The organism is Acidithiobacillus concretivorus (assembly GCF_018853445.1).
GTDB lineage: Bacteria > Pseudomonadota > Gammaproteobacteria > Acidithiobacillales > Acidithiobacillaceae > Acidithiobacillus > Acidithiobacillus concretivorus.
In genome coordinates, this window is record NZ_JABELD010000029.1 from 31093 (window position 1) to 54086 (window position 22994).

Consider the following 22994-nt stretch of genomic DNA (forward strand, 5'->3'; position numbering starts at 1 on the left):
TCAGAGTCCCCAACATCAATCCCAGCTCAGCGCCCCGCCAGTCTGATACTCCGTCACCCGGGTTTCAAAAAAGTTCTTTTCCTTTTTGAGGTCCATCATTTCGCTCATCCACGGGAAAGGGTTTTGTACGCCCGGATATTGCTGCGGCAGGCCTAGTTGTACTAACCGCCGGTTTCCGATGAATTTGACGTAGTCCTTGAATATTGGGGCATTCAGGCCCAGAACCCCACGGGGCATGGTGTCGTCGGCGTAGGCGCATTCCAGTTCCACGCCACGACGAATCAGATCAATAATTTCCTGCTGGAAGGTTTCTGTCCAAAGCTGTGGATTTTCGACCTTGATCTGATTGGCCAAATCAATACCAAAATTACAGTGCATGGATTCATCGCGCAGAATGTACTGGTATTGTTCGGCTGCGCCTACCATCTTGTTCTGTCGGCCCATGGCCAGAATCTGGCTGAACCCGACATAGAAAAAAGTTCCTTCCATAATGGCCGCAAAAACAATCAACGAGCGCAGCAGTTTCTGGTCATTTTCCAGGGTGCCCGTCTTGAAGTTGGGGTCGGCCAGGATGTCGATGAAGGGCATCAGAAACTGGTCTTTATCCCGCACCGATGGTACTTCGTGGTACATGTTGAAGATTTCACCTTCATCCAGGCCAATGGATTCAATAATATACTGATAGGCGTGGGTGTGAATGGCTTCCTCAAAGGCTTGCCGTAACATGTATTGGCGGCATTCCGGCGCAGTAATATGCCGATAGGTGCCCAGTACAATGTTGTTGGCAGCGAGGCTGTCGGCTGTCACAAAAAAACCAAGATTACGCTTGACGATACGGCGCTCATCTTCCGTGAGGCCTTTGGGGTCTTTCCAAAGGGCAATATCACGAGACATCTGGATTTCCTGGGGCATCCAGTGGTTAGCGCAGGCGGCCAGATACTTGTCCCAGGCCCACTGATACTTGAAAGGAACCAGTTGATTGACATCCGCACGACCGTTGATGATGCGTTTGTCTTCGGCCCGTACCCGGGCGAAACGCATGCTTTCCTCTTCCGGCACAGACTCCGGCAAATCATTCAGGCTGCTGCTGCGCAGTGGTTCGGGACGCAGGCTGTTTTCAAAATTCAACATAACGGCAATTTCTCCTCTGCTTATTGGCAGGCTTCACAGGTGGGATCATCAATGGCACAGGCCTTGGGCTGGTGGCCGGACACGGCATTGAGCGTGCCTGTTTGGACAGTAGATTTTTCCGCCGCTGTGGCTCCCAGCGAACGCAGGTAATAGGTGGTTTTGAGCCCGCGCTTCCAGGCCAGACGGTAGGTTTCATCAATTTTCTTGCCGGACGGCTGACCAAAATACAGGTTCAGACTTTGCGCCTGATCCAGCCATTTCTGACGACGGGCAGCGGCCTCTACCAGCCATTCCGGATCGGTTTCGAAGGCATTGGCATAGAGCGGCTTGAGGGCGGCAGGAATGCGGTCCACGGGCAAGACCGATCCGTCGAAGTATTTGAGGTCATTAACCATGACTTCGTCCCAGAGTCCCTGACGTTTGAGGTCATGCACCAGGTAGCTGTTTACCACCGTAAATTCGCCGGACAGGTTGGATTTGACGTAAAGGTTTTGATAAATGGGCTCAATCCCCTGGCTGACGCCGACAATATTGGAAATGGTCGCCGTGGGGGCAATGGCCAGACAATTGCTGTTACGGATGCCTTTGCGAACCTTGTCCCGCAGCCCGTTCCAGTCGAGGCGAATGCTGCGGTCTACGTCAACGCCGTGTTCGCGACTGGCGGCCAGCAGTTCGATACTGTCTATGGGTAATACCCCCTGACTCCAGAGTGAACCCTGGAAGCTCGGGTAACTGCCCCGTTCCTGCGCCAGATCAGCAGAAGCTTCAATGGCGTAGTAGGAAATCACTTCCTGACTGATGTCTGCAAAGGCGACAGCCGCTGCCGAAGCATAGGGTATCCGCATTTCCAGCAGGGCATCTGAAAAGCCCATCAGACCCAGACCCACAGGACGATGGCGCATATTGCTGTTGCGCGCTTTGGCCACTGCGTAGTAGTTCATGTCGATGACATTATCGAGCATGCGCATGGCGGTGCGGATGGTCCGGCTGAGCTTGTCGGTGTCCAGCAGTTCCAGCAGATCTTCGGGCGTGCTGTCGGTGCGCAGGGCGGATTGATCGGTGCTTGCGGTATTTTTAAGGTGCGCAATCAGGTTCACGGAGCCCAGATTACAAACGGCAATTTCCTTGTCGTTGGTGTTGAGGGTGATTTCCGTGCAGAGATTGGAACTATGTACGACGCCCACGTGCTGCTGCGGGCTGCGCAGATTGCAGGGATCCTTGAAAGTAATCCAGGGATGGCCGGTTTCAAACAGCATGGTCAGCATTTTGCGCCACAGCTGCAGAGCCGGGATTTTTTTGTACAGTTCGATTTCACCCGCATCTGCCATGCGCTCGTAATGTTCGTAGCGTTCCCGGAAAGCGGAGCCGGTCAGATCATGCAGGTCTGCCGTTTCATTTGGGCTGAACAGCGTCCAGGCAGTACCACTTTCCACCCGCTCCATAAACAGGTCAGGAATCCAGTTGGCGGTGTTCATGTCATGGGTGCGGCGCCGGTCATCGCCGGTGTTTTTGCGCAGTTCAAGAAATTCCTCAATGTCCATGTGCCAGGTTTCGAGGTAAGCGCAGACTGCACCCTTGCGTTTGCCGCCCTGGTTGACGGCAACGGCGGTGTCATTGACCACCTTGAGGAAAGGTACGACGCCCTGGGATTTGCCATTGGTGCCCTTGATGAAAGAACCCAGTGCCCGTACAGGGGTCCAGTCGTTACCCAGGCCGCCGCTGAATTTGGAGAGCAAGGCGTTTTCCTTGATGGCCTCGTAAATATCATCCAGATCGTCGCCCACGGTGGTCAGGAAGCAGCTCGACAATTGCGGGCGCAAGGTTCCTGAATTGAAAAGGGTGGGGGTCGAACTGACAAAATCGAAGCTGGATAGCACTTCATAAAAGGCGATGGCCTGTTCTTCACGATTCACTTCATTGACAGCCAGACCCATGGCCACCCGCATCCAGAAAGACTGAGGCAGTTCAATGTGGCGTTCGCGGACATGCAGGAAGTAACGATCATAAAGAATCTGCAGGCCCAGATACTGGAAATTGAGGTCGCGCTCGGGTTTGATGGCCGCCGTAATGCGGTCCAGATCATATTGACCAAGGCGCGGATCAATCAATTCGTGCGCAATACCGGTCTGCAGGTAATCCCGGAAATATTCAGGATAGCGGGCGGCCATTTCGGTCTGGGTGGCGGCTTCACCCAACACTTCCCAGCGTACCCGGTCCAGCAACAGGCGCGCAGAAACATAAGCATAGGCGGGGTCGCGCTCGATCATGACCCGGCTGGCCAAAATGGGGGCCTGAAACAGTTCATCTTCGCTGATGCCGTCGTACAAATTTTTGCTGGTGTTGTTCATCAGGGTATCAACGGAAACAGCTTCTCCAAGACCGCTGCAGGCTTCCTGAATGACGGCCCGCAAACGCTTCAGGTCGAGCACCCGCTGAGTACCGTCCGGGTATTTCACCTGAATTTGCGGTGTGTCCGTCTGAGGAGCTGAAACGTTCTGTTGACGGCGTTCGCGGGCGCGCTCTTCGCGGTAAAGCACGTAGGCACGCGCGACTTCATGTTCACCCGCCCGCATCAAGGCCAGCTCTACCTGATCCTGAATATCTTCTATATGAAAGGTGCCGCCACCCGGCTGACGTCTTTGCAGCGCCTCAATGACCTGTCCGGTCAGGCGCGTGACGAGGTCGCGCACCCGGGCGCTGGCGGCACCGCTGCCACCTTCCACAGCCAGAAAGGCTTTGGTCATGGCAATATGAATTTTGCTGGCATCAAAGGTGACCATCGCATTGTTGCGGCGGATGACCTTGTAATGACTGGCTTCTGATGGATCATATGCAGGATTGCTGACAACAGTTTGAGCGGCGGGATTGGGCATGTTGAGACTCCGAAGCTGGGCGTAAAGGGCCTGGAAAAAGCGTTTGTGTCACGCAATGGGCACCCGGAAAACAATTTGCCTACCAGACACCTCACACACCAAATATAGTCTTGCTGGCGCTGTTGTCAACTACATATTGTGGATGAAAGGGTGGATAAACGGCTTGCAAGGTGTGGATAAGATAGCCAGTGCAATCATTTTGCGAAGGTTTTCGGAGGGGCACAAAAACGGCAGAGGGCGGGGAGGCTTTGCAGCGACTTTGGCCCGCGCCGTGGTTGTTCTTGGTGAAATCCTGCGCCCGTCAGGAGAGCTGTCTGAGCCCAAAGGGCGAGTTCTCTCCTGACAGCAGGATGAGCCTTAGAACAACAGGCAAGGGCCGTTGGCGCAAAAAGCCTCCCCGCCCTCTGCCGTTTTTATGGGAATTACAGATCACTTCTAAAGAGGTAAAATTTGGACTTGTTCTAATTGGTGTCTTGGGCGCATACTGACGGCTTAGACTCTCAAGGAAGGATGATATGACTGCTTCAACCCTCGATATAGCGCGTGCCACCTTGTTTACTCCCGGCGGAATCAGTGAAGGGGAGCTGGAAAAAGTGTTTGGCCGACTGTCTCATCGGGCGCTGGACGACGCCGACTTGTACTTTCAGTACAGTCGCAGCGAAGGCTTCAGTCTCGAAGAAGGGGTGGTGAAAAACGGGAGTCATTCCATTGAGCAGGGGGTAGGGGTGCGCGCCATTCAGGGCGAGCGTCAGGGCTTGGCCTACTCGGATGAAATTGGCGTCGAGGCGCTGCTGACGGCTGCCGATGCAGCGCGCGCCATTGTGCATCAGCCGGGTGAAAATCGGGGTCTGGTCTGGCAGCGGCGCAATGGGCTGTCCTTGTATCAGCCAACTGATCCGCTGGCTTCTATCCCTAATGAAGAAAAAATCGCCCTGCTGGAGCGGGTGGAGCAAGTGGCGCGATCAGTAGACCCCCGTATTGTTCAGGTGATGGCCAGTCTCAGCGCCAAATTTGAGGCGATACTGGTGGCACGGCTGGATGGCACCATGGCGGCAGACGTGCGTCCCTTGGTACGTCTCCATGTTTCGGCCATTGCCGAGCAGGGCGGACGTCGCGAGCAAGGGAGTGCCGGTGGTGGTGGTCGTTATGATTACCAGACCTTCCTGAAAGGCCAGATGGCCGATGATTTTGCCCGCGAAGCCGCGCGACAGGCACTGATAAATCTGGAAGCGGAAGCGGCGCCGGCAGGAAGTATGGATGTGGTGCTGGGGCCGGGTTGGCCGGGCATTTTGCTGCATGAAGCCATCGGCCATGGCTTGGAAGGTGATTTCAATCGGAAGGGCACCAGCGTATTTAGTGGTCGGGTCGGTGAGCGGGTTGCTGCTCCTGGGGTGACCGTGGTGGATGACGGTACCCTCGAAAATCGCCGGGGTAGCCTGAATGTCGATGACGAAGGTACGGAAACCCAGTGTACCACCCTCATTGAAGATGGAATCCTCAAGGGCTATTTGCAGGATACGCTCAACGCCCGCCTGACCGGCACCCGTTCTACCGGCAATGGTCGTCGCGAGTCCTACGCACATCTTCCCATGCCCCGGATGACCAACACCTACATGCGTGCGGGCAATCGGGACCCTCAGGAAATTATTGCCAGTGTCCGGCGTGGTCTTTATGCAGTGAACTTTGGCGGGGGGCAGGTGGATATTACCAACGGTAAGTTTGTGTTTTCCGCTTCTGAAGCTTATCTCATTGAAAATGGTAAAATAACCCGGCCGATTAAAGGCGCAACGCTAATTGGTAACGGACCGGATGTGCTGACCAGGGTTGAAATGATTGGTAATGACCTCCAATTAGACACGGGTGTGGGTACTTGTGGCAAAGATGGTCAGAGTGTGCCGGTAGGTGTCGGTCAGCCTACCCTCAAAATACGTGATCTGACGGTGGGAGGAACACAGGGTTGAAAAAAATCTTATTGTCAGTGGCTTTTCAGAGGGCTAACATCAAAGCATCTGTCAGTCTTGAACCTGGATTAAATTCTCCCGTGCGGGGGGGTAACATATGAATAATGTCTTAAAAAACGTTTTGTTATGGGTGGCCATAGGGGTCATCCTGATGCTGGTGTTTCAGAACCTCAATACGAGTAGTTCGACGCCCGCTCAGGCTATGGACTTTTCGACGTTTGTGAATAGCATCAAACAAGGGCAAGTAGCCGATGTGAATATTGATGCCAATCATGTAACAGGTAGTCTCAGTTCGGGGCAAAAGTTCAGCGTCTACACGCCGGCTAATGATACCCAGCTGGTGCCCCAGTTGCTTGCCGCAGGCGTAAAAATCAATGTGAAGCCCCCGGCAGGACAATCTATTTTGTTGTCCATCCTGATTTCCTGGTTCCCCATGCTTCTGCTTATTGGTGTCTGGATTTTCTTCATGCGGCAGATGGGTGGTGGCGGTGCGGGTGGTCGTGGTGCCATGACTTTCGGGCGCAGCAAGGCCCGGATGCTGACCGAAGAAAATAACAAGGTCACTTTCGCTGATGTGGCAGGCGTTGAAGAAGCCAAGGAAGAGTTGGCGGAAATTGTCGACTTTCTGCGCGATCCCCAAAAATTCCAGCGCCTCGGTGGTCGGATTCCCAAGGGTGTGCTGTTGATGGGTTCACCGGGTGCCGGTAAAACCTTGTTGGCACGCGCCATTGCCGGTGAAGCCCGGGTACCGTTCTTCTCCATTTCCGGCTCGGATTTTGTGGAAATGTTCGTGGGTGTTGGTGCCTCACGGGTTCGTGATATGTTCGAGCAGGCGAAAAAACATGCACCCTGCATCATTTTCATTGACGAAATCGATGCGGTTGGACGTCAGCGTGGCGCGGGTCTCGGCGGTGGTAATGATGAGCGCGAACAGACCCTCAACCAGTTGCTGGTAGAGATGGATGGTTTTGAAGGTACGGAAGGGATTATTGTGGTGGCTGCCACCAACCGTCCGGATGTGCTGGATCCTGCCTTGTTGCGTCCTGGTCGCTTTGATCGTCAGGTCACTGTGCCCCTGCCCGATATTCGGGGTCGTGAGCAGATTTTGCAGGTTCACATGCGCAAAGTACCCATTACGCCCGACGTGGATCCCAAAGTCATTGCCCGGGGTACGCCTGGTTTTTCTGGAGCGGACTTGGCCAATCTGGTCAATGAAGCAGCGTTGATGGCGGCCCGCAAGAGTAAGCGTTTGGTCGATATGCATGACTTTGAAAATGCCAAAGACAAGGTCATGATGGGTGCTGAACGCAAATCGGTCGTGATGAGTGACAAGCAGCGGGAAACTACGGCATATCATGAATCGGGTCATGCGGTAGTTGCCAAGTTGTTGCCTGGCACAGATCCGGTCCATAAGGTGACTATCATTCCTCGTGGTCGTGCTTTGGGTGTCACCATGCAATTGCCTACTGAAGACCGCTTCAATTATGAGCGTGAGGAAATTCTCTGTAACATTTCCATTCTGATGGGCGGGCGTATTGCCGAAGAAGTCTTTTTGAATCAGATGACCACGGGTGCGGGTAATGATATTGAACGCGCCACGGATCTGGCTCGGAAAATGGTGACCCAGTGGGGTATGTCCAGTATTGGTCCCATGGTGATTGGTGAAAAGGAAGAAGAAGTGTTCATCGGTCGGGAAATGACCAAGCACAGTAACATTTCCGAACAGACAGCCATGACAGTGGACGGAGAAATCCGGGGCATCATTCGTGAACGTTATGATGTGGCGCGCAAATTGATTGAGGGAAATCGCGACAAGGTCGAAGCTATGGCCCAGGCATTGTTGAAGTTCGAAACTCTGGATTCCAATCAGGTGAATGACATCATGGCCGGGCGTGATCCACGTCCGCCGGTAGATGACGCAGGCAGTTATCCGACCATGCCCACGGATGGTAATGCCGCCAGTTCGGATAAAACCGGCGGTCAGACGCTGCCGGGCCTCAATCCCGGAGAACATCCCGTTTGACCGTAACGCTGGATTGCAATGGGCGCCCGCTGTATTTGGGGCGCCCTTGTGTTATGGGGATTTTGAATGTCACGCCCGACTCTTTCTCCGATGGCGGAACATATACTCGTCCGGAGTTGGCGGTTATGCGGGCCCGTCAAATCTGGGAGAGTGGCGGCGATATCATTGATATTGGTGCGGAATCAACCCGTCCAGGTGCCCCCGCTGTTTCCGAGTCGGAAGAAATGGATCGCCTGCTGCCCATTGTGGAAGCGGTGCTGGCAGCAGTGCCTTTGCCGGTGTCCATAGATACTTACAAAGCTAAGGTCATGCGCGAAGCCTGGTCCCTGGGCGCGGGCTTGATGAATGATGTCACGGCACTGCAGGGCGATTCCCAATCGCTGGCCATGGTCGCAGAGTTGGACATTCCGGTTTGCCTGATGCATATGCGGGGCACTCCACGAAACATGCAGACCAATACCCACTATGACGATGTGCTTGGCGAGGTAACCCATTTTTTCAGGGAACGCATGGCTGCATGCGCAACCGCAGGAATCCGCCGTGAACAGTTATTACTGGATCCCGGATTTGGTTTTGCCAAAGATCTCCAGGGAAACTGCCGGCTTTTGCGGGAACTGGACGCCCTGCAAAGTATAGGGTTGCCGATTGTTGTCGGGGTTTCCCGAAAAAGCATGATTGGGGAGTTGTCTGGTGTCGCCCTTGCCGCTCAACGACTGGCCGGTAGTATTGCCGCCGCACTCTGGGCTGTGGCCCATGGTGCGCAGGTGTTGCGCGTTCACGATGTGGCAGAAACGGTGCAGGCCATCAAAGTCTGGACAGGTATTCAGGAACAAGGGGCTGAAAAGCCGTTGAGGGAAGTGCAATGAGTAGAAAGTGGTTTGGCACCGATGGTGTCAGGGGGCGGGTCGGAGATTCCGTCATTCACCCGGAATGGGTGCTGAAGTTGGGATGGGCGGCGGGTCATGTGCTGACCGCTGGAGTCACGGGACGGCCCCGGGTGGTAATCGGCAAGGACACCCGTCTTTCCGGTTATTTGCTGGAATCGGCACTGGAATCCGGTCTTGCTAGTGCAGGTGTGGATGTGTTGCTGGTCGGTCCGCTGCCGACACCAGCCATTGCCTATTTGACGCGAACCCTGCGTGCGGACGCTGGAATTGTTATCAGCGCTTCGCATAATCCCTATCAGGATAACGGTATCAAGTTTTTCTCGGGGGACGGCTATAAATTGCCCGATGCCCAGGAAGAAGCCATTGAAGCCTGGATGGATCGGCCAATGCTGGTTTCTGATTCCGAACAGCTTGGTAAGGCGCGCCGTGTCGAAGATGCAGCAGGTCGGTATGTAGAGTTTTGCAAAACCACCTTTCCGGCCAACCTGGACTTGCGTGGCCTGCATCTGGTTGTGGATTGTGCGCACGGCGCCAATTACAAAGTGGGTCCCATGGTATTCCGGGAGTTAGGCGCACAATTGACCTTGCTCGGTGTGGAGCCCAATGGCATCAATATCAATGCCGGAGTCGGCTCGACCTGTCCGGAAAGTCTGCAGGAGCAGGTGCGCAGCACTCAGGCTGACCTCGGTATTGCTTTTGATGGGGATGGCGATCGACTGATTTTGGTGGATGGCCAGGGCGCGCTGCTGGATGGCGACGAACTCATCTGGCTTTTGGCCCGCGACATGCAGCAGCAGGGTATTTTGTCTGGCGTGGTCGGTACAGTCATGAGTAATCTGGCCCTTGAGCAGGGTCTTGCTGATTTGGGAGTCCCCTTTGTGCGTAGTGCCGTCGGAGATCGCTATGTTCTTGAAGCCATGCAGCAGCACGCCTTTCCTCTGGGTGGCGAATCATCGGGGCATATTATTACGCCGGCCAATACCACGGGGGATGCGATTCTGGCCGCCTTGCGCGTGCTGGCCATTATGCGTAAATCTGGCAAAAGCCTGAAGGCATTACGGGAAGGCTACCAGCCCTATCCGCAGGTGCTGATTGGTGTACGTCTGGCAGATGCCCGACGTTTGCTCGATCATCCCACAGCGCAAGAACGGGTTGCGGCTGCAGAACAAGAACTGGCAGATAAAGGGCGGCTACTGGTGCGGCCATCAGGTACAGAACCATTGTTGCGGGTCATGGTCGAGGCTGTGTCAGCAGACCTGGCGGCGCGGGTTGCCGAGAAGCTTGCTAAAGAACTCAGTGATCTGGCGCCCGGATAAAATCAGAAAATGCAAAATTGACCGCTTCGAGTGGAGTCTTTACACTCGGTCGCACATTAGACGATTATGACATATAGCTGAACAAGGAAGATTTGATTTGCGTCCCACCATGGTTGCAGGAAACTGGAAGATGAATGGCCTCAGCGCCGATGCCGTGCATCTTACCCAAGCCATTCTCAGCGCCGATCTGGAGCAGATGCGTCCTGAAGTGGTGCTGTTCCCGCCGTATACCCTTTTGCACGCGGTGACTCAGGAAGCAAAGGGAACCGCGTTGCGTTGGGGGGGGCAGAACTTGTTCTGGGAACCCAATGGAGCCTATACCGGAGAAATTTCGGGCGCAATGCTCCGCGACATGGGTTGTCGCTATGTTTTGGTGGGACATTCGGAAAGACGGCAAATTTTTGCGGAAACGGACGAACTGGTAGCCCGTAAAGTCAAAGCGGCGCTGTCATCGGGCCTGATACCCGTGGTCTGTGTGGGTGAGAGCGAAGCTGAGCGCGCCCAGGGAGCTACCGAACAGGTTCTGCAGCGTCAGGTAGAGGCGATATTGCCTTTGTTGAATCTGGAGTCTAACCAGCCTAATCTCATCATTGCCTACGAACCCATCTGGGCCATCGGCACCGGGCAAAGCGCCAGTCCGGAACAGGCCCAGGCCGTACACGCTTTTATTCGTAAGCTGGTGGCAGGACATTCAAGCCAGTTGGCCAAGCGCCTGATTCTGTTGTACGGAGGCAGCGTCAAAGGCAACAACGCAGCGGCGCTGTTTGATCAGGAAGATATTGATGGCGCTCTGGTTGGCGGAGCATCCCTGAGCGCGGGAGAATTTATCCAAATTTGTCGTGCTGCCGAATCGGCAGGACGAGGAGGTTGATTTGATGTACACCTTGTTATTGGTGTTTCAGGTGATTATTTGTGTCGTACTGGTAGGGTTGATCCTGATTCAGAAAGGTCAGGGGGCGGATATGGGTGCAGCATTTGGCGGTGGTGGATCGCAAACCGTATTTGGTGCCCAGGGAGCGGGAAATTTCCTCAGTCATACCACTGCAGTCATTGGCGCCATATTTTTCCTGAACAGTCTTGGTCTGGCGTACCTTTCCGATAATGCCGCAAGCGGTGTGGTTTCTGGAATTGCTTTGCCAAGCAAGGCGCCGGTTACCAGCACGCTACCGGCAAAACCCGCTACGGCGACGCCCACGGTCGTTCATCCTGCGGCAGCGGCTACGGGTTCTGCGGCAGCGGCTGTAAGCCCATCTGCAGCAGGCAGTGTGCCGGCAGCGCCAGTTTCTACAGCCAAAACACCTGTGAAGCCTTGACGTAGCAAGCGGGTCATGAGAAAGTTTTAAGACTTCGGCCGAAGTGGTGAAATTGGTAGACACACCGTCTTGAGGGGGCGGCGGCGCAAGCTGTACCGGTTCGAATCCGGTCTTCGGCACCAAATTGCAGCCTATAGGGCTGTTTTTTTGTCTCTGGAGTATACCAGAGCATTGATTTATATATAAGAAAATTAATTTATAGCGGATTCTGAAGGTGGTGTTTTCAGGTCCATATTTGGGTGGAGGAGTGTTGGGGATGTTGAACCACTATTTGCCCGTGCTCATCTTTATTGTGGTGGCACTGGTGGTCGGTGTGGTCCCATTACTGATGGGCGCCTCGCTGGGACCGCACAAACCGGATAGCGAAAAGCTCTCGCCCTATGAATGTGGCTTTGAGGCTTTTGAAGACGCGCGCGTCAAATTTGATGTGCGCTATTATCTGGTAGCCATTCTGTTCATTCTCTTTGATCTGGAAATTGCCTTCCTGTTCCCCTGGGCCGTGGTCTTTGATCAGATCGGCATGATGGGTTTTCTGGCCATGATGATTTTTCTCGCCATTCTCGTGGTGGGTTTCATCTATGAGTGGAAAAAAGGAGCCTTGGAATGGGAATAGAAGGTATCCTCGAAAAAGGTTTTGTGACCACCAGCATTGATACCGTGGTCAACTGGAGTCGTACCGGCTCTTTGTGGCCCATGACTTTTGGGCTGGCATGCTGTGCCGTAGAGATGATGCATGCCGGAGCAGCCCGTTATGATCTGGATCGCTTTGGTATCGTGTTTCGTCCCAGTCCCCGCCAGTCTGACGTGATGATTGTGGCCGGGACTCTGGTGAATAAAATGGCCCCGGCCTTACGTAAGGTCTATGACCAGATGCCGGAACCGCGTTGGGTGGTTTCCATGGGTTCCTGCGCTAATGGTGGTGGCTATTATCATTACTCGTACAGCATTGTGCGTGGTTGTGATCGCATCGTGCCGGTGGATATTTATGTTCCCGGATGTCCGCCCACTGCCGAGGCGCTACTGTACGGTCTGATTCAATTGCAGAAAAAAATTCGCCGAACCAACACAATAGCCAGGTAAGCCATGACTGACGCACTCGAAAACCTGCGCCAGACACTGAGCGCAAAGCTGGGAGATCATCTGCGCGATGCCCGTATGGATCGTGAAGAATTGACGGTGGAAATAACTCTGGAAGGATTCCACGCAGCTTGTCTCTGGTTGCGCGAAGATCCGGACTGCCGCTTCGACATGCTGATAGATGTATGCGGCGTTGATTACTCCGAATATGGCGACGGTACCTGGGAAGGGCCGCGTTTTGCGGTGGTCTATCATTTGCTTTCCCTGCCAAACCGGCAGCGCATCCGTTTGCGGATATTTGCGGACACAGAGTTGCCGATTGTCCCTTCCGTAGTGGATGTCTGGGCGGCTGCCAACTGGTTTGAGCGGGAGACTTTTGATCTTTACGGAATTTTGTTTGATGGTCATCCCGACCTGCGCCGTATTCTTACCGATTATGGTTTTGTGGGTTATCCCTTCCGTAAGGATTTTCCGCTGGTGGGAACCGTAGAAATGCGTTACGACGCCGATCAGGGGCGCGTCATTTACGAACCCACGCGCACCGAAGAACGGGTGGTTGTCCCGCGCATCATCCGGGCCGAGGAGGAGGGGCGCTACAATGCCAGAAATCAATAATTTTACGATGAACTTCGGGCCGCAGCATCCTTCGGCACACGGGGTGTTGCGTCTGGTGCTGGAGCTGGATGGAGAAGTCATCGAGCGAGCTGATCCGCATATTGGTTTGCTTCATCGTGCTACGGAAAAGCTGGCCGAAAATAAAACTTATTTGCAGAATTTGCCTTATATGGACCGCCTCGACTACGTGTCGATGATGTGCAACGAGCATGCGTACTGCCTGGCCGTGGAAAAGTTGCTTGGCCTGGAAGTGCCAAGACGCGCCCAGTATATTCGTACGCTTTTCGACGAAATTACCCGGGTCCTCAACCATCTGCTCTGGCTGGGTGCCTATGCGCTGGATGTAGGCGCAATGAGTGTTTTCCTGTACTGCTTTCGTGAGCGCGAAGACCTTATGGACGTCTATGAGGCGGTTTCCGGTGCGCGGATGCACGCAGCTTATTATCGACCTGGCGGGGTTTATCGTGATCTCCCGGCGCAGATGCCCCAGTATGTGGCCTCGCCTTATCGGGATGCCAAGCGCCTGGATGAACTCAATGCCAATCGTCAGGGAACGGTGCTCGATTTCATTGAAGATTTTACCCGGCGTTTTCCCGGTTATGTGGACGAATATGAAACATTGCTGACGGATAACCGCATCTGGAAGCAAAGAACAGTCGGTATTGGTGTGGTGGATTCCGAGCGGGCGGTGCAGTTGGGTTTTACTGGTCCCATGTTGCGGGCTTCCGGGGTGGCCTGGGATTTACGTCGAACCCAGCCTTACGCGGCTTATGCGGATCTGGATTTTGAAATTCCCGTCGGTAGTACCGGGGATTGTTATGACCGCTATCTGGTGCGGGTGGCGGAAATGCGGCAAAGCAACCACATTATTGGCCAGTGCGTGAATTGGCTGCGCCAGAATCCGGGGCCGGTCATTACGGACGACTTCAAGGTGGCCGCGCCGCCGCGTGAAGAAATGAAGGGCAGCATGGAAGCCCTCATCCATCACTTCAAGCTGTTTTCGGAGGGTATGTCCGTTCCGGCGGGAGAAGTGTACACGGCTGTCGAGGCTCCCAAGGGAGAATTCGGGATATACATGGTTTCGGACGGGGCGAACAAGCCCTACCGGATGAAAATCCGTGCCCCTGGCTTTTCTCATCTGGCGGCGATGGATGAAATGGCCAAGGGACACATGATTGCAGATGTGGTGGCGATACTGTCCACCATGGATATTGTTTTCGGCGAGATTGACAGGTAGAGCATGTTATCGGAAAAGTCCCTGAAAGCTATTGCCTTTGAGCGCAGCAAGTATCCGCAGGAAGAAGCGCGTTCGGCGTTGTTGGCGGCACTGCGTATTGCCCAGGAAGAACAGGGTTACCTGCGTGATGAACTGATTGAATATGTGGCAGAAATTTTGGGTTTGCCAGCCATTCAGGCTTTTGAGGTGGCGACCTTTTATACCATGTATGACCTCAAGCCCGTGGGTCGCCACAAGCTTTGCGTCTGTGGCAGCGTGTCCTGCTTTCTGAACGGATCAGACAAAATCATTGGCCATCTGAGTAAAACACTGGGAATCGGTCCAGGTGAAACGACGGCTGATGGTTTGTTCACCTTGCAGGAAGTGGAATGCCTGGGTGCCTGTAAAGATGCACCGATGATGCAGCTGGGAGATCGCTACTACGAAAACCTGACTCCGGAAAGTCTTGATGTGCTGATTGCCCAATTGCGGGGAGGATCTGAAGATGTACGTTAATGGCGTTACGCTGCAGAATCGTGGTATTCCCGACTCCCATCGTTTGTCCGTGTATGCCGGAACCGGTGGTTATGAAGCCTTGCGCAAGGTCCTCCAGGAACCGATGGCGCCCGAGCAGATTATTGCCGAAATGAAAAAATCCGCTTTGCGCGGGCGCGGTGGCGCTGGTTTCCCGACCGGATTGAAATGGAGTTTCATGCCCAAAGGTGTCAGCGGCACGAAATACCTGCTCTGCAATGCCGATGAGGGCGAGCCCGGTACCTGCAAGGATCGGGATATTATGCGCTATGAACCGCATCGCCTGATTGAAGGGATGATTATTGGTGCCTATGCCATGGGTGCCACGGCGGGCTACATTTTTATTCGTGGCGAGTTCATTGAACCCATCAATATTGTCGAGGAAGCGCTGGCTGAAGCCTATGCAACGGGGTATCTCGGCCAGAATATTCTGGGTACCGGTTTTTCCTTCGATTTGTATGTATATCGGGGTGCCGGGGCCTACATTTGTGGGGAAGAAACCGCGCTCATGGAAGCCCTGGAAGGCAAAAAAGGCCAGCCGCGCTTCAAGCCACCTTTCCCGGCCAGTTATGGGCTTTACGGACGTCCTACCACCATCAACAATGTCGAAACTTTCGCCTCGGTGCCGGACATCATCACCAAGGGCGGCGAATGGTTTTTGAATCTGGGTAAACCCAATAATGGGGGCACCAAGATTTTTTCAGTCACTGGCCAGGTCCAGAAACCTGGAAATTACGAAGTTCCCATGGGGCTTCCGTTCCGGGAGCTGCTGGAGATGGCCGGGGGGTTGCGCCCTGGTCGCCAGCTGAAAGCGGTGATTCCCGGTGGAACCAGCACGGCGATGGTGGCTGGAGAAGTGATGATGGATGTCACCATGGATTATGACTCCATTTCCAAGGCGGGTTCGGCGTTGGGCGCGGGTTCGGTGATTGTCATGGATGACAGTGTGTGTATGGTCCGTACGGTAGAGCGCATTGCCCGTTTTTATATGCATGAGTCCTGTGGTCAATGTACACCCTGCCGCGAAGGCATGGGTTGGTTGTGGCGGGTTATGCATCGCCTCGAAAACGGTCAGGGTCGGGAAGAAGACCTGCAACTGCTTCTGGATGTGGGTTCGCGGATTGAGGGGCGGACCATTTGCGCCCTGGCAGATGGTGGGGTTGCGCCCGTGGTGAGTTCCATCAAGCTGTTTCGTGAGGAATATGAATACCACATTGAACACAAAAGCTGCATGATCAGTATGAGGGAGCACTGATGCCACATATTGAAATAGACGGACAGCAAATCGAGGTGGCAGCTGGTACCACGATCATGGAGGCCGCCGAGTCTTTAGGGATTTACATTCCTTTTTTCTGCTATCACCCGAAACTTTCCGTTGCAGCCAACTGCCGGATGTGTCTGGTGGATGTAGAAAAAGCGCCAAAACCCTTGCCCGCTTGCGCCACCCCGGTGGCCGACGGAATGAAAATTGCCACAACTTCGCGCAAAGCGAAAATGGCCCAGCAGGGTGTTCTGGAATTTTTGCTGATCAACCATCCCCTGGATTGTCCGATTTGTGATCAGGGCGGCGAATGCCCCTTGCAGGACATCACTATGGGCTTTGCCAATCCGCACAGTCATTACAATGAGGAGAAGCGGGTTGTCGAAGACAAGGATATCGGTCCGCTGATCACTACGGAAATGACCCGCTGTATTCAGTGTACCCGCTGTGTGCGTTTTGGGCAGGAAATTGGTGGCATCAAGGAGCTTGGGGCTACCGGACGCGGTGAACACATGGCCATTGGCACTTATGTCGCCAAGGCTGTGAAATCGGAATTATCCGGAAACATGATTGATTTATGTCCGGTGGGTGCGCTGACCAGCAAGCCCTTCCGCTACAAGGCCCGCTCCTGGGAACTGAAGCACACCCCCGGCATTTGTCCGCATTGTTCCACGGGCTGCAATACCGATGTCCAAAGTCTGGGCAAGGAAGTACTGCGGGTTTTGCCGCGCAATAATGAAGCCGTCAATGAACAGTGGATTTGTGACAAGGGGCGCTATGCCTACACCGGATTGAATGCGCCTGATCGGGTGACTAAACCCTTATTGCGCGATTCACAGGGTAAGTGGACGGAAGTCTCCTGGGCAGAAGCCCTGGAAGCGACTCTCGCCGGACTGGAAAAAGTGCTAGCCCGTCACGGTGCAGACAAGCTGGCCGGACTGATTTCCGGACAGTCCAGTAACGAAGAACTGTTTTTGTTCCAGGCCTTGTTGCGCGGACTGGGTAGCCCGCATGTGGATCATCGTCTGCATCAGCAGGATTTCCGTGCAGATGCGGCCATGCCTCTTTATCCGGCGCTGAATATGAGTCTGGAAGAACTGGAAAGAGAACCACTGATTGTGCTTTGTCATGGCTTTACCCGGCACCAGCAGCCGCTGACCAACCATCGCCTCCATAAGGCGGTACTAAACGGCGGCAAGGTGGTGAGCATTGACAGCATGCGTCAGGATTTCAATTTTCCGGTCACCCAGATGGTTGCCGAGGCGGGTGAAGATCTGGCCTTGTATCAGCAACTCGCGGGGCATTTTGCCCATGTTCATGAAGAAAAACAGACCGATGCTCTGGTACATTTGGCCCAAGAAATGGCGGCAGCAGATAATCCGCTCATTTTGATTGGCAGTGCCTTGCTGCATCATCCCCAGGCTGCCGATTTGCTGGCGCAGGTGGAAAGTATTGCCGAGCTGGCGGGTGGGCGGATTGGTTGGCTGGCAGATGAAAGCAACAGTGCCGGAGCCTGGCTGAGCGGCTGTGTACCCCAGCGCGCTCCTGGCGGCCACCTGCTGGCAGAGTCCGGTTTACCTGCAGGTGCCTGCTGGAATGCTGAAATGCAGGGCTTTATTCTTTTCGGAGTAGAGCCGGGTGTGGATAGTCTCGCAGGGGCACAAGCCGTCCAGAATTTGCGCGATGCCGAGTTTGTTTTAAGTATCAGTCATTTTGGCAACGAAGCCCGGCAGTATGCGGATGTGATATTACCCATGGCCGCGTTTGCCGAGGGTTCAGGTTCTTATGTGAATAATGAAGGACGCTGCCAGTCCTTCCGTGCGGCAGTGAAATTACCTGGCGAAGCCCGCCCCGGCTGGAAAATATTGCGGGTATTGGGTGATAGTCTGAAGCTGCCGGACTTTCAGTACAATGAACTGAGCGAAGTGAGCGCCGCCTGGCATCATGCCGTGGGCGACTATGGTATGGATATTCCGCCTTTCCATGCTTTTCCAACACTGAAAGCCGTGCAACCCATACCAGCAGGCGCGTTGTTGCGCCTTGGCGACTGGCCGATTTATCAGGGAGATCCTCTGGTGCGCCGGGCCAAGCCGCTGAGTACGCCATTAGTTGCCCGAATGCATCCCGATCAGGCCCGTCAGTCAGGAATTCGGGGTGAGGCAGTAGAAGTCAGTACCGCATCAGGAAAAGTCACTCTGGCCTTGGATATGGATACGCATATTCCCCTGGGTTGCATCTGGATTCCTCTGGGCTACCCGGAAACTTCGGGATTGGGTGCACCTTATATGCCCTGTTCCGTAGCAATGGCAGCATTACTGCCGGAAACCCAGAGGGCATCATAATGCATGATTTTTATCATAGCGGCTGGTGGGCGGTCATCTGGTCGATTATCAAAATTGTTATTGTGGTGGTGCCGTTATTGCTGGGTGTGGCTTACCTGACACTGGCAGAACGCAAGGTCATTGGTTACATGCAGGTACGTCTGGGACCCAACCGGGTGGGTTTCAGAGGTTCGCTGCAGCCTATTGCCGATGCGCTGAAGCTGATGTTTAAGGAAGTCATCATTCCCACCAGTGCCAATCGCTTTCTGTTTTTGGCGGCGCCGGTACTGGCGTTTGTCCCCGCCCTGCTGGTCTGGGCGGCAGTGCCTTTCGGGCCGGATGTGGCTATCTCCAACATGAACGCCGGTTTGCTGTACGTGCTGGCGATTGCCGGGCTGGGCGTGTACGGCATTATCGTGGCGGGCTGGGCTTCTAATTCCAAGTATGCGTTTCTGGGTGCCATGCGTGCCGCCGCACAACTGGTTGCTTACGAAATCGCCATGGGTTTTGCCCTGGTCGGGGTATTGATGTTGGCCCAGACCCTGAATCTGAGCAAAATTGTCGAGGCCCAGGCCGGTGGCGGATTCTGGTCCTGGTACTGGTTGCCCCTTTTCCCGTTTTTTCTGGTGTATTTTATATCCGGTGTGGCGGAAACCAACCGCGCACCTTTTGACGTAGCGGAAGGCGAGTCGGAAATTGTCGCCGGTTTCCATGTAGAATATTCGGGAATGGCTTTCGCCCTGTTTTTCCTGGCGGAATATGCCAACATGATTTTTGTGTCGTTGTTGACGACGGTCCTGTTTCTGGGCGGTTGGTATGCACCCATCAACACACCATTATTGACCTGGATACCTGGCCTGGTCTGGTTGCTGCTCAAAACCGCTTTTCTGCTATATGTGTTTTTGTGGATTCGTGCGACATTTCCACGCTATCGCTATGACCAGATCATGCGCCTGGGCTGGAAAGTGTTCATTCCGGTAACCATTGCCTGGATTGTGGTAGTGGGTATTGCCCTGGAAACACCCATGCGTGCCATTCTGCGCTGAGGAGAACAATATGCAAATTCGCCCAAAGCAGTGGTTCAAGACTTTTTTCCTGACGGAAATGCTGCGCGGTATGCAGCTGACTGGCCGGTATTTTTTTGCTCGCAAAATTACCGTGCAGTATCCCGAAGAACAAACTCCCCAGTCTCCGCGTTTTCGGGGGCTGCATGCCCTGCGTCGTTATGAAAACGGTGAAGAACGCTGTATCGCCTGTAAATTATGTGAAGCCGTTTGTCCGGCATTGGCGATCACCATTGAAAGTGAACAACGCAATGATGGAACCCGACGCACTACCCGTTATGACATTGATCTGAGCAAGTGCATTTTTTGTGGTCTTTGTGAAGAATCCTGCCCGGTGGATTCCATTGTCGAAAGTCGGGTGCTGTCCTATCACGGCGAAATTCGTGGTGATCTGATTTATACCAAGGATATGCTGCTCGCTAATGGTGATCGCCTGGAAGCAGAATTGGCAGCGGATCGCGAAGCAGACCGCGCATATCGTTGACAGGAAAATAATTATTATGATCATAACCACCATCCTTTTTTACCTTTTTTCGGCGATATTGCTGGGTTCTGCGACAGCGGTCATCACGGCAAGAAATCCGGTATATGCGTCTCTTTTCCTGGTGCTGGCGTTTTTTAATGCTGCCGCCCTGTTTATTTTGCTGGGCGCCGAATTTTTGGGTCTGATCCTGATTCTGGTTTATGTGGGCGCGGTCATGGTGCTTTTCCTGTTTGTGGTGATGATGCTCGATATTAATTTGACCCGTCTCAAGGAAGGGTTTTTGAGTTATCTGCCGCTGGGGCTGGCCATTGCCATTTTGGGCGTGCTGGAACTGGCCGTGGTTTTCTGGACTTCGCCCTTGGGCCATATTCCTGCTCCGGGTCCTATTCCTGCCAATGCAGATAATACCCGCGCCCTGGGCGTATTGCTTTACACCCATTATTTATATCCATTTGAAATTGCAGCAGTGATTTTGCTGGTTGCGATTATTGCGGCGATTGCCCTGACCTTGCGGCGGCGCCAAGGCACTAAAACCCAGAGTATTGATGTGCAAATGGCAGTGCGTGCCAAAGATCGCATCAGCCTGGTGAATTTGCGGGGGCCAGAACAATGATGATGGGTGGACAACCAACGCTCGCCGCTTATCTGATACTCGGAGCTCTCCTGTTTTCCATCGGTGTGGTGGGGATTTTCCTGAACCGCAAAAACGTGATTATTTTGCTGATGGCCATTGAATTACTGCTGCTGGCGGTGAATATCAATCTGGTGGCCTTTTCCCGCTATCTGGGTAATCTCGAAGGGCAGGTTTTTGTGTTTTTCATCCTGACGGTAGCTGCTGCTGAAGCGGCCATTGGTCTGGCCATTCTGGTGGTTTACTTCCGGAACCGCCGGAGTATCAACGTAGAAGATATTGACGAGTTGAGAGGCTGATATGTGGGTTTTTGACTGGTTGAACGCCTTTCCGCCTCTCCTTGTGTACCTGATTATTCCATTGGCACCGCTGGCTGGCTCTCTGGTGGCGGGTTTTGGCGGCTGGAAGCTGCAGGAACAAGCGCACTGGGCGCCCTTGGCGGGGGTTGCGGTCTCTTTTTATCTGGCCCTGGCGGTACTGTTTCAGACCCTGCATGGTGTCGATTTTTACGGCAATATCTATACATGGGCGGTGCTCGGCCATCTGCAAGTTCCCATTGGGTTTGATGTGGACAGCCTGACCGCGCTGATGCTGGTGGTGGTGACCTTTGTGTCGCTTTGTGTGCATTTGTACACCATAGGCTACATGCATGGTGATCCTGGTTATGCCCGCTTTTTCAGTTATATTTCCCTGTTCACTTTCAGCATGATCATGCTGGTGATGAGCAACAATTTTCTGCAGTTGTTTTTTGGCTGGGAAGCGGTGGGTCTGGTTTCCTATCTGCTCATCGGTTTCTGGTTCCAGCGCGAAAGCGCCAATGTCGCCGCCCTGAAGGCATTTATTGTCAATCGGGTCGGTGATTTCGGTTTTCTGATTGGTATTGCCGCTATTTATCATTACTGCGGCAGTCTCGATTACCGCACCGTATTTGCCATGGTGCCCCATCTGGTCGGCCAGACCGTGGAAATTATTCCCGGACATCCCTGGAATGTACTGACCTGGATTGCCTTGCTGCTGTTTATCGGTGCCATGGGCAAATCAGCTCAGGTGCCGCTCCATGTCTGGCTCCCGGAATCCATGGAAGGCCCAACCCCCATTTCGGCGCTGATTCACGCGGCGACCATGGTTACTGCCGGGATTTTCATGGTGGCCCGGATGTCGCCCATTTATGAACAGTCAGCCACAGCGTTGACCGTGATTTTGTTGATTGGCTCTATTACCGCCTTGTTCATGGGGCTGATCGGCCTGGTGCAAAATGACATCAAGCGCATTATTGCCTACTCGACCCTTTCCCAGTTGGGATACATGACGGCTGCACTGGGGGCTTCGGCCTTTTCAGCGGCTATTTTTCACCTCATGACCCATGCTTTTTTCAAAGCGTTGCTGTTCCTGGCGGCGGGTTCGGTGATTCATGCCATGGCCAATGAGCAGGACATCCGCAAAATGGGCGGCTTGCGCAAGGCCATGCCCATCACGTACATCACCTTTCTGATTGGTGGCCTCGCGCTGTCGGGTATTCCGCCCTTTGCCGGATTTTTCAGCAAGGATCTGATTATCGAAGCCGTGGGCATCTCTACTTTGCCAGGAGCCGGTTGGGCAGAGTTCATGCTGGTTGCGGGGGCCTTTGTCACGGCTCTATATACTTTCCGTATGTTTTTCATGGTGTTTCACGGTACACCGCGCATGGATCCCTACACCCGGGATCATCTGCATGAGTCACCCTGGGTGATTACGGTGCCACTCATTGCATTGGCTATTCCTGCGGCATATGCCGGTTGGGCGTACATCGGTCCGGTAGGCTTGGGGCATTTTCTCGATTCTTCGCTGGTTATTGCTCCGCAGTTCAACACCATCGGTGAAATTGCCGCGCATTGGCAGGGCGCTGCTGTCTTTCTTGTGCATGGTCTGGAAGCCTGGCCCTTCTGGTTGGCCGTGGCGGGTATTGTCTGTGCTGCCTACTTTTATGCCTGGAATGCGGGGTTACCCGAATGGCTCAGCCGTATCCTCAGTCCGGCAGTCTGGTTGCTGGAGAGTAAATATGGTTTTGACGCTTTCAATAATACGGTTCTGGTACGCGGTGTTATTCAGTTTGGACGGTTGTTCTGGCATGTTGGCGACGAAAAACTGATTGACGGCCTGATGGTTAATGGCACCGCTTTCGGCATCGGCAAGTTGGCATTGTCCTGGCGTAAAGTGCAAACGGGATACATTTATCATTATGCTTTCGCCATGATTATCGGGTTGATTTTATTCATGACATATTTTGTGATCTGGAAGGGGTAGGCAC

20 protein-coding genes and 1 tRNA gene are annotated in these 22994 nt (G+C 53.9%); 19 read left to right on the plus strand and 2 right to left on the minus strand.

What is annotated here, in order from left to right:
• Positions 1–15: 15 nt before the first annotated feature.
• Together HJG40_RS04420 and HJG40_RS04425 are read right to left on the minus strand one after the other, a co-directional pair.
• A complete protein-coding gene (locus HJG40_RS04420) occupies positions 16–1131 on the minus strand; it encodes a ribonucleotide-diphosphate reductase subunit beta (RefSeq protein WP_215863069.1) in 1116 nt (371 codons plus the stop codon).
• Positions 1132–1151: 20 nt separating this feature from the next.
• Positions 1152–4004 carry a ribonucleoside-diphosphate reductase subunit alpha gene (locus tag HJG40_RS04425; protein WP_215863070.1) on the minus strand — a complete coding sequence of 951 codons (2853 nt, stop codon included), beginning with the start codon at positions 4002–4004 and terminating at the stop codon, positions 1152–1154.
• 515 nt (positions 4005–4519) lie between these two features.
• Here HJG40_RS04425 and tldD point away from each other — a divergent pair.
• The 19 genes from tldD to nuoL all read left to right on the plus strand — a co-directional run bounded on the left by tldD (position 4520) and on the right by nuoL (position 22990).
• Positions 4520–5965, plus strand: coding sequence for a metalloprotease TldD (gene tldD, locus HJG40_RS04430; RefSeq protein WP_215863071.1), 1446 nt, complete (start codon positions 4520–4522; stop codon positions 5963–5965).
• A 97-nt stretch (positions 5966–6062) separates the two neighbouring features.
• Entirely contained in the window at positions 6063–7988 is a 1926-nt protein-coding gene (ftsH, locus tag HJG40_RS04435) for an ATP-dependent zinc metalloprotease FtsH (protein ID WP_215863072.1), read from the plus strand.
• Positions 7989–8041: 53 nt separating this feature from the next.
• Positions 8042–8854 (plus strand): dihydropteroate synthase, encoded by an 813-nt coding sequence (gene folP, locus HJG40_RS04440; protein WP_215863073.1) that lies wholly within the window; start codon positions 8042–8044, stop codon positions 8852–8854.
• A complete protein-coding gene (gene glmM, locus HJG40_RS04445) occupies positions 8851–10191 on the plus strand; it encodes a phosphoglucosamine mutase (protein ID WP_215863074.1) in 1341 nt (446 codons plus the stop codon). The genes folP and glmM overlap by 4 nt, the downstream gene beginning before the upstream one ends.
• Positions 10192–10288: 97 nt before the next feature.
• Positions 10289–11062, plus strand: a complete 774-nt coding sequence (gene tpiA / locus HJG40_RS04450; protein ID WP_215863075.1) for a triose-phosphate isomerase — start codon at positions 10289–10291, stop codon at positions 11060–11062.
• Positions 11063–11066: 4 nt separating this feature from the next.
• The gene (secG, locus tag HJG40_RS04455) at positions 11067–11504 is read left to right on the plus strand and encodes a preprotein translocase subunit SecG (protein WP_215863076.1); all 438 of its coding nucleotides are present in this window, start codon (positions 11067–11069) and stop codon (positions 11502–11504) included.
• A 37-nt stretch (positions 11505–11541) separates the two neighbouring features.
• Positions 11542–11626: transfer RNA gene (locus tag HJG40_RS04460), tRNA-Leu, on the plus strand.
• Positions 11627–11760: 134 nt separating this feature from the next.
• On the plus strand, positions 11761–12117 hold the full coding sequence (locus HJG40_RS04465) for an NADH-quinone oxidoreductase subunit A (protein WP_024893593.1): 357 nt from the start codon (positions 11761–11763) through the stop codon (positions 12115–12117).
• Positions 12108–12584, plus strand: a complete 477-nt coding sequence (locus HJG40_RS04470) for a NuoB/complex I 20 kDa subunit family protein (RefSeq protein ID WP_010641695.1) — start codon at positions 12108–12110, stop codon at positions 12582–12584. Before HJG40_RS04465 ends, HJG40_RS04470 begins: the two co-directional genes overlap by 10 nt.
• Positions 12585–12587: 3 nt before the next feature.
• Positions 12588–13196: an NADH-quinone oxidoreductase subunit C gene (locus HJG40_RS04475; RefSeq protein ID WP_215863077.1), complete on the plus strand. Its 609-nt coding sequence runs from the start codon at positions 12588–12590 to the stop codon at positions 13194–13196.
• Positions 13180–14433 (plus strand): NADH-quinone oxidoreductase subunit D, encoded by a 1254-nt coding sequence (locus tag HJG40_RS04480; RefSeq protein WP_215863078.1) that lies wholly within the window; start codon positions 13180–13182, stop codon positions 14431–14433. The genes HJG40_RS04475 and HJG40_RS04480 overlap by 17 nt, the downstream gene beginning before the upstream one ends.
• Positions 14434–14436: 3 nt before the next feature.
• Complete coding sequence (gene nuoE, locus HJG40_RS04485) at positions 14437–14928, plus strand: NADH-quinone oxidoreductase subunit NuoE (RefSeq protein WP_215863079.1); 492 nt, start codon at positions 14437–14439, stop codon at positions 14926–14928.
• Complete coding sequence (gene nuoF / locus HJG40_RS04490; RefSeq protein ID WP_215863080.1) at positions 14918–16201, plus strand: NADH-quinone oxidoreductase subunit NuoF; 1284 nt, start codon at positions 14918–14920, stop codon at positions 16199–16201. The genes nuoE and nuoF overlap by 11 nt, the downstream gene beginning before the upstream one ends.
• Positions 16201–18549 (plus strand): NADH-quinone oxidoreductase subunit NuoG, encoded by a 2349-nt coding sequence (gene nuoG / locus HJG40_RS04495; protein WP_215863081.1) that lies wholly within the window; start codon positions 16201–16203, stop codon positions 18547–18549. Before nuoF ends, nuoG begins: the two co-directional genes overlap by 1 nt.
• The gene (nuoH, locus tag HJG40_RS04500; protein ID WP_215863082.1) at positions 18549–19574 is read left to right on the plus strand and encodes an NADH-quinone oxidoreductase subunit NuoH; all 1026 of its coding nucleotides are present in this window, start codon (positions 18549–18551) and stop codon (positions 19572–19574) included. The genes nuoG and nuoH overlap by 1 nt, the downstream gene beginning before the upstream one ends.
• A gap of 10 nt (positions 19575–19584) precedes the next feature.
• Positions 19585–20076, plus strand: coding sequence for an NADH-quinone oxidoreductase subunit NuoI (nuoI, locus tag HJG40_RS04505; RefSeq protein ID WP_010641710.1), 492 nt, complete (start codon positions 19585–19587; stop codon positions 20074–20076).
• A 16-nt stretch (positions 20077–20092) separates the two neighbouring features.
• Positions 20093–20689: an NADH-quinone oxidoreductase subunit J gene (locus tag HJG40_RS04510; RefSeq protein WP_215863083.1), complete on the plus strand. Its 597-nt coding sequence runs from the start codon at positions 20093–20095 to the stop codon at positions 20687–20689.
• On the plus strand, positions 20689–21006 hold the full coding sequence (gene nuoK / locus HJG40_RS04515) for an NADH-quinone oxidoreductase subunit NuoK (protein WP_226857157.1): 318 nt from the start codon (positions 20689–20691) through the stop codon (positions 21004–21006). The genes HJG40_RS04510 and nuoK overlap by 1 nt, the downstream gene beginning before the upstream one ends.
• A gap of 1 nt (position 21007) precedes the next feature.
• Positions 21008–22990 carry an NADH-quinone oxidoreductase subunit L gene (nuoL, locus tag HJG40_RS04520; protein ID WP_215863084.1) on the plus strand — a complete coding sequence of 661 codons (1983 nt, stop codon included), beginning with the start codon at positions 21008–21010 and terminating at the stop codon, positions 22988–22990.
• Positions 22991–22994: the final 4 nt, after the last annotated feature.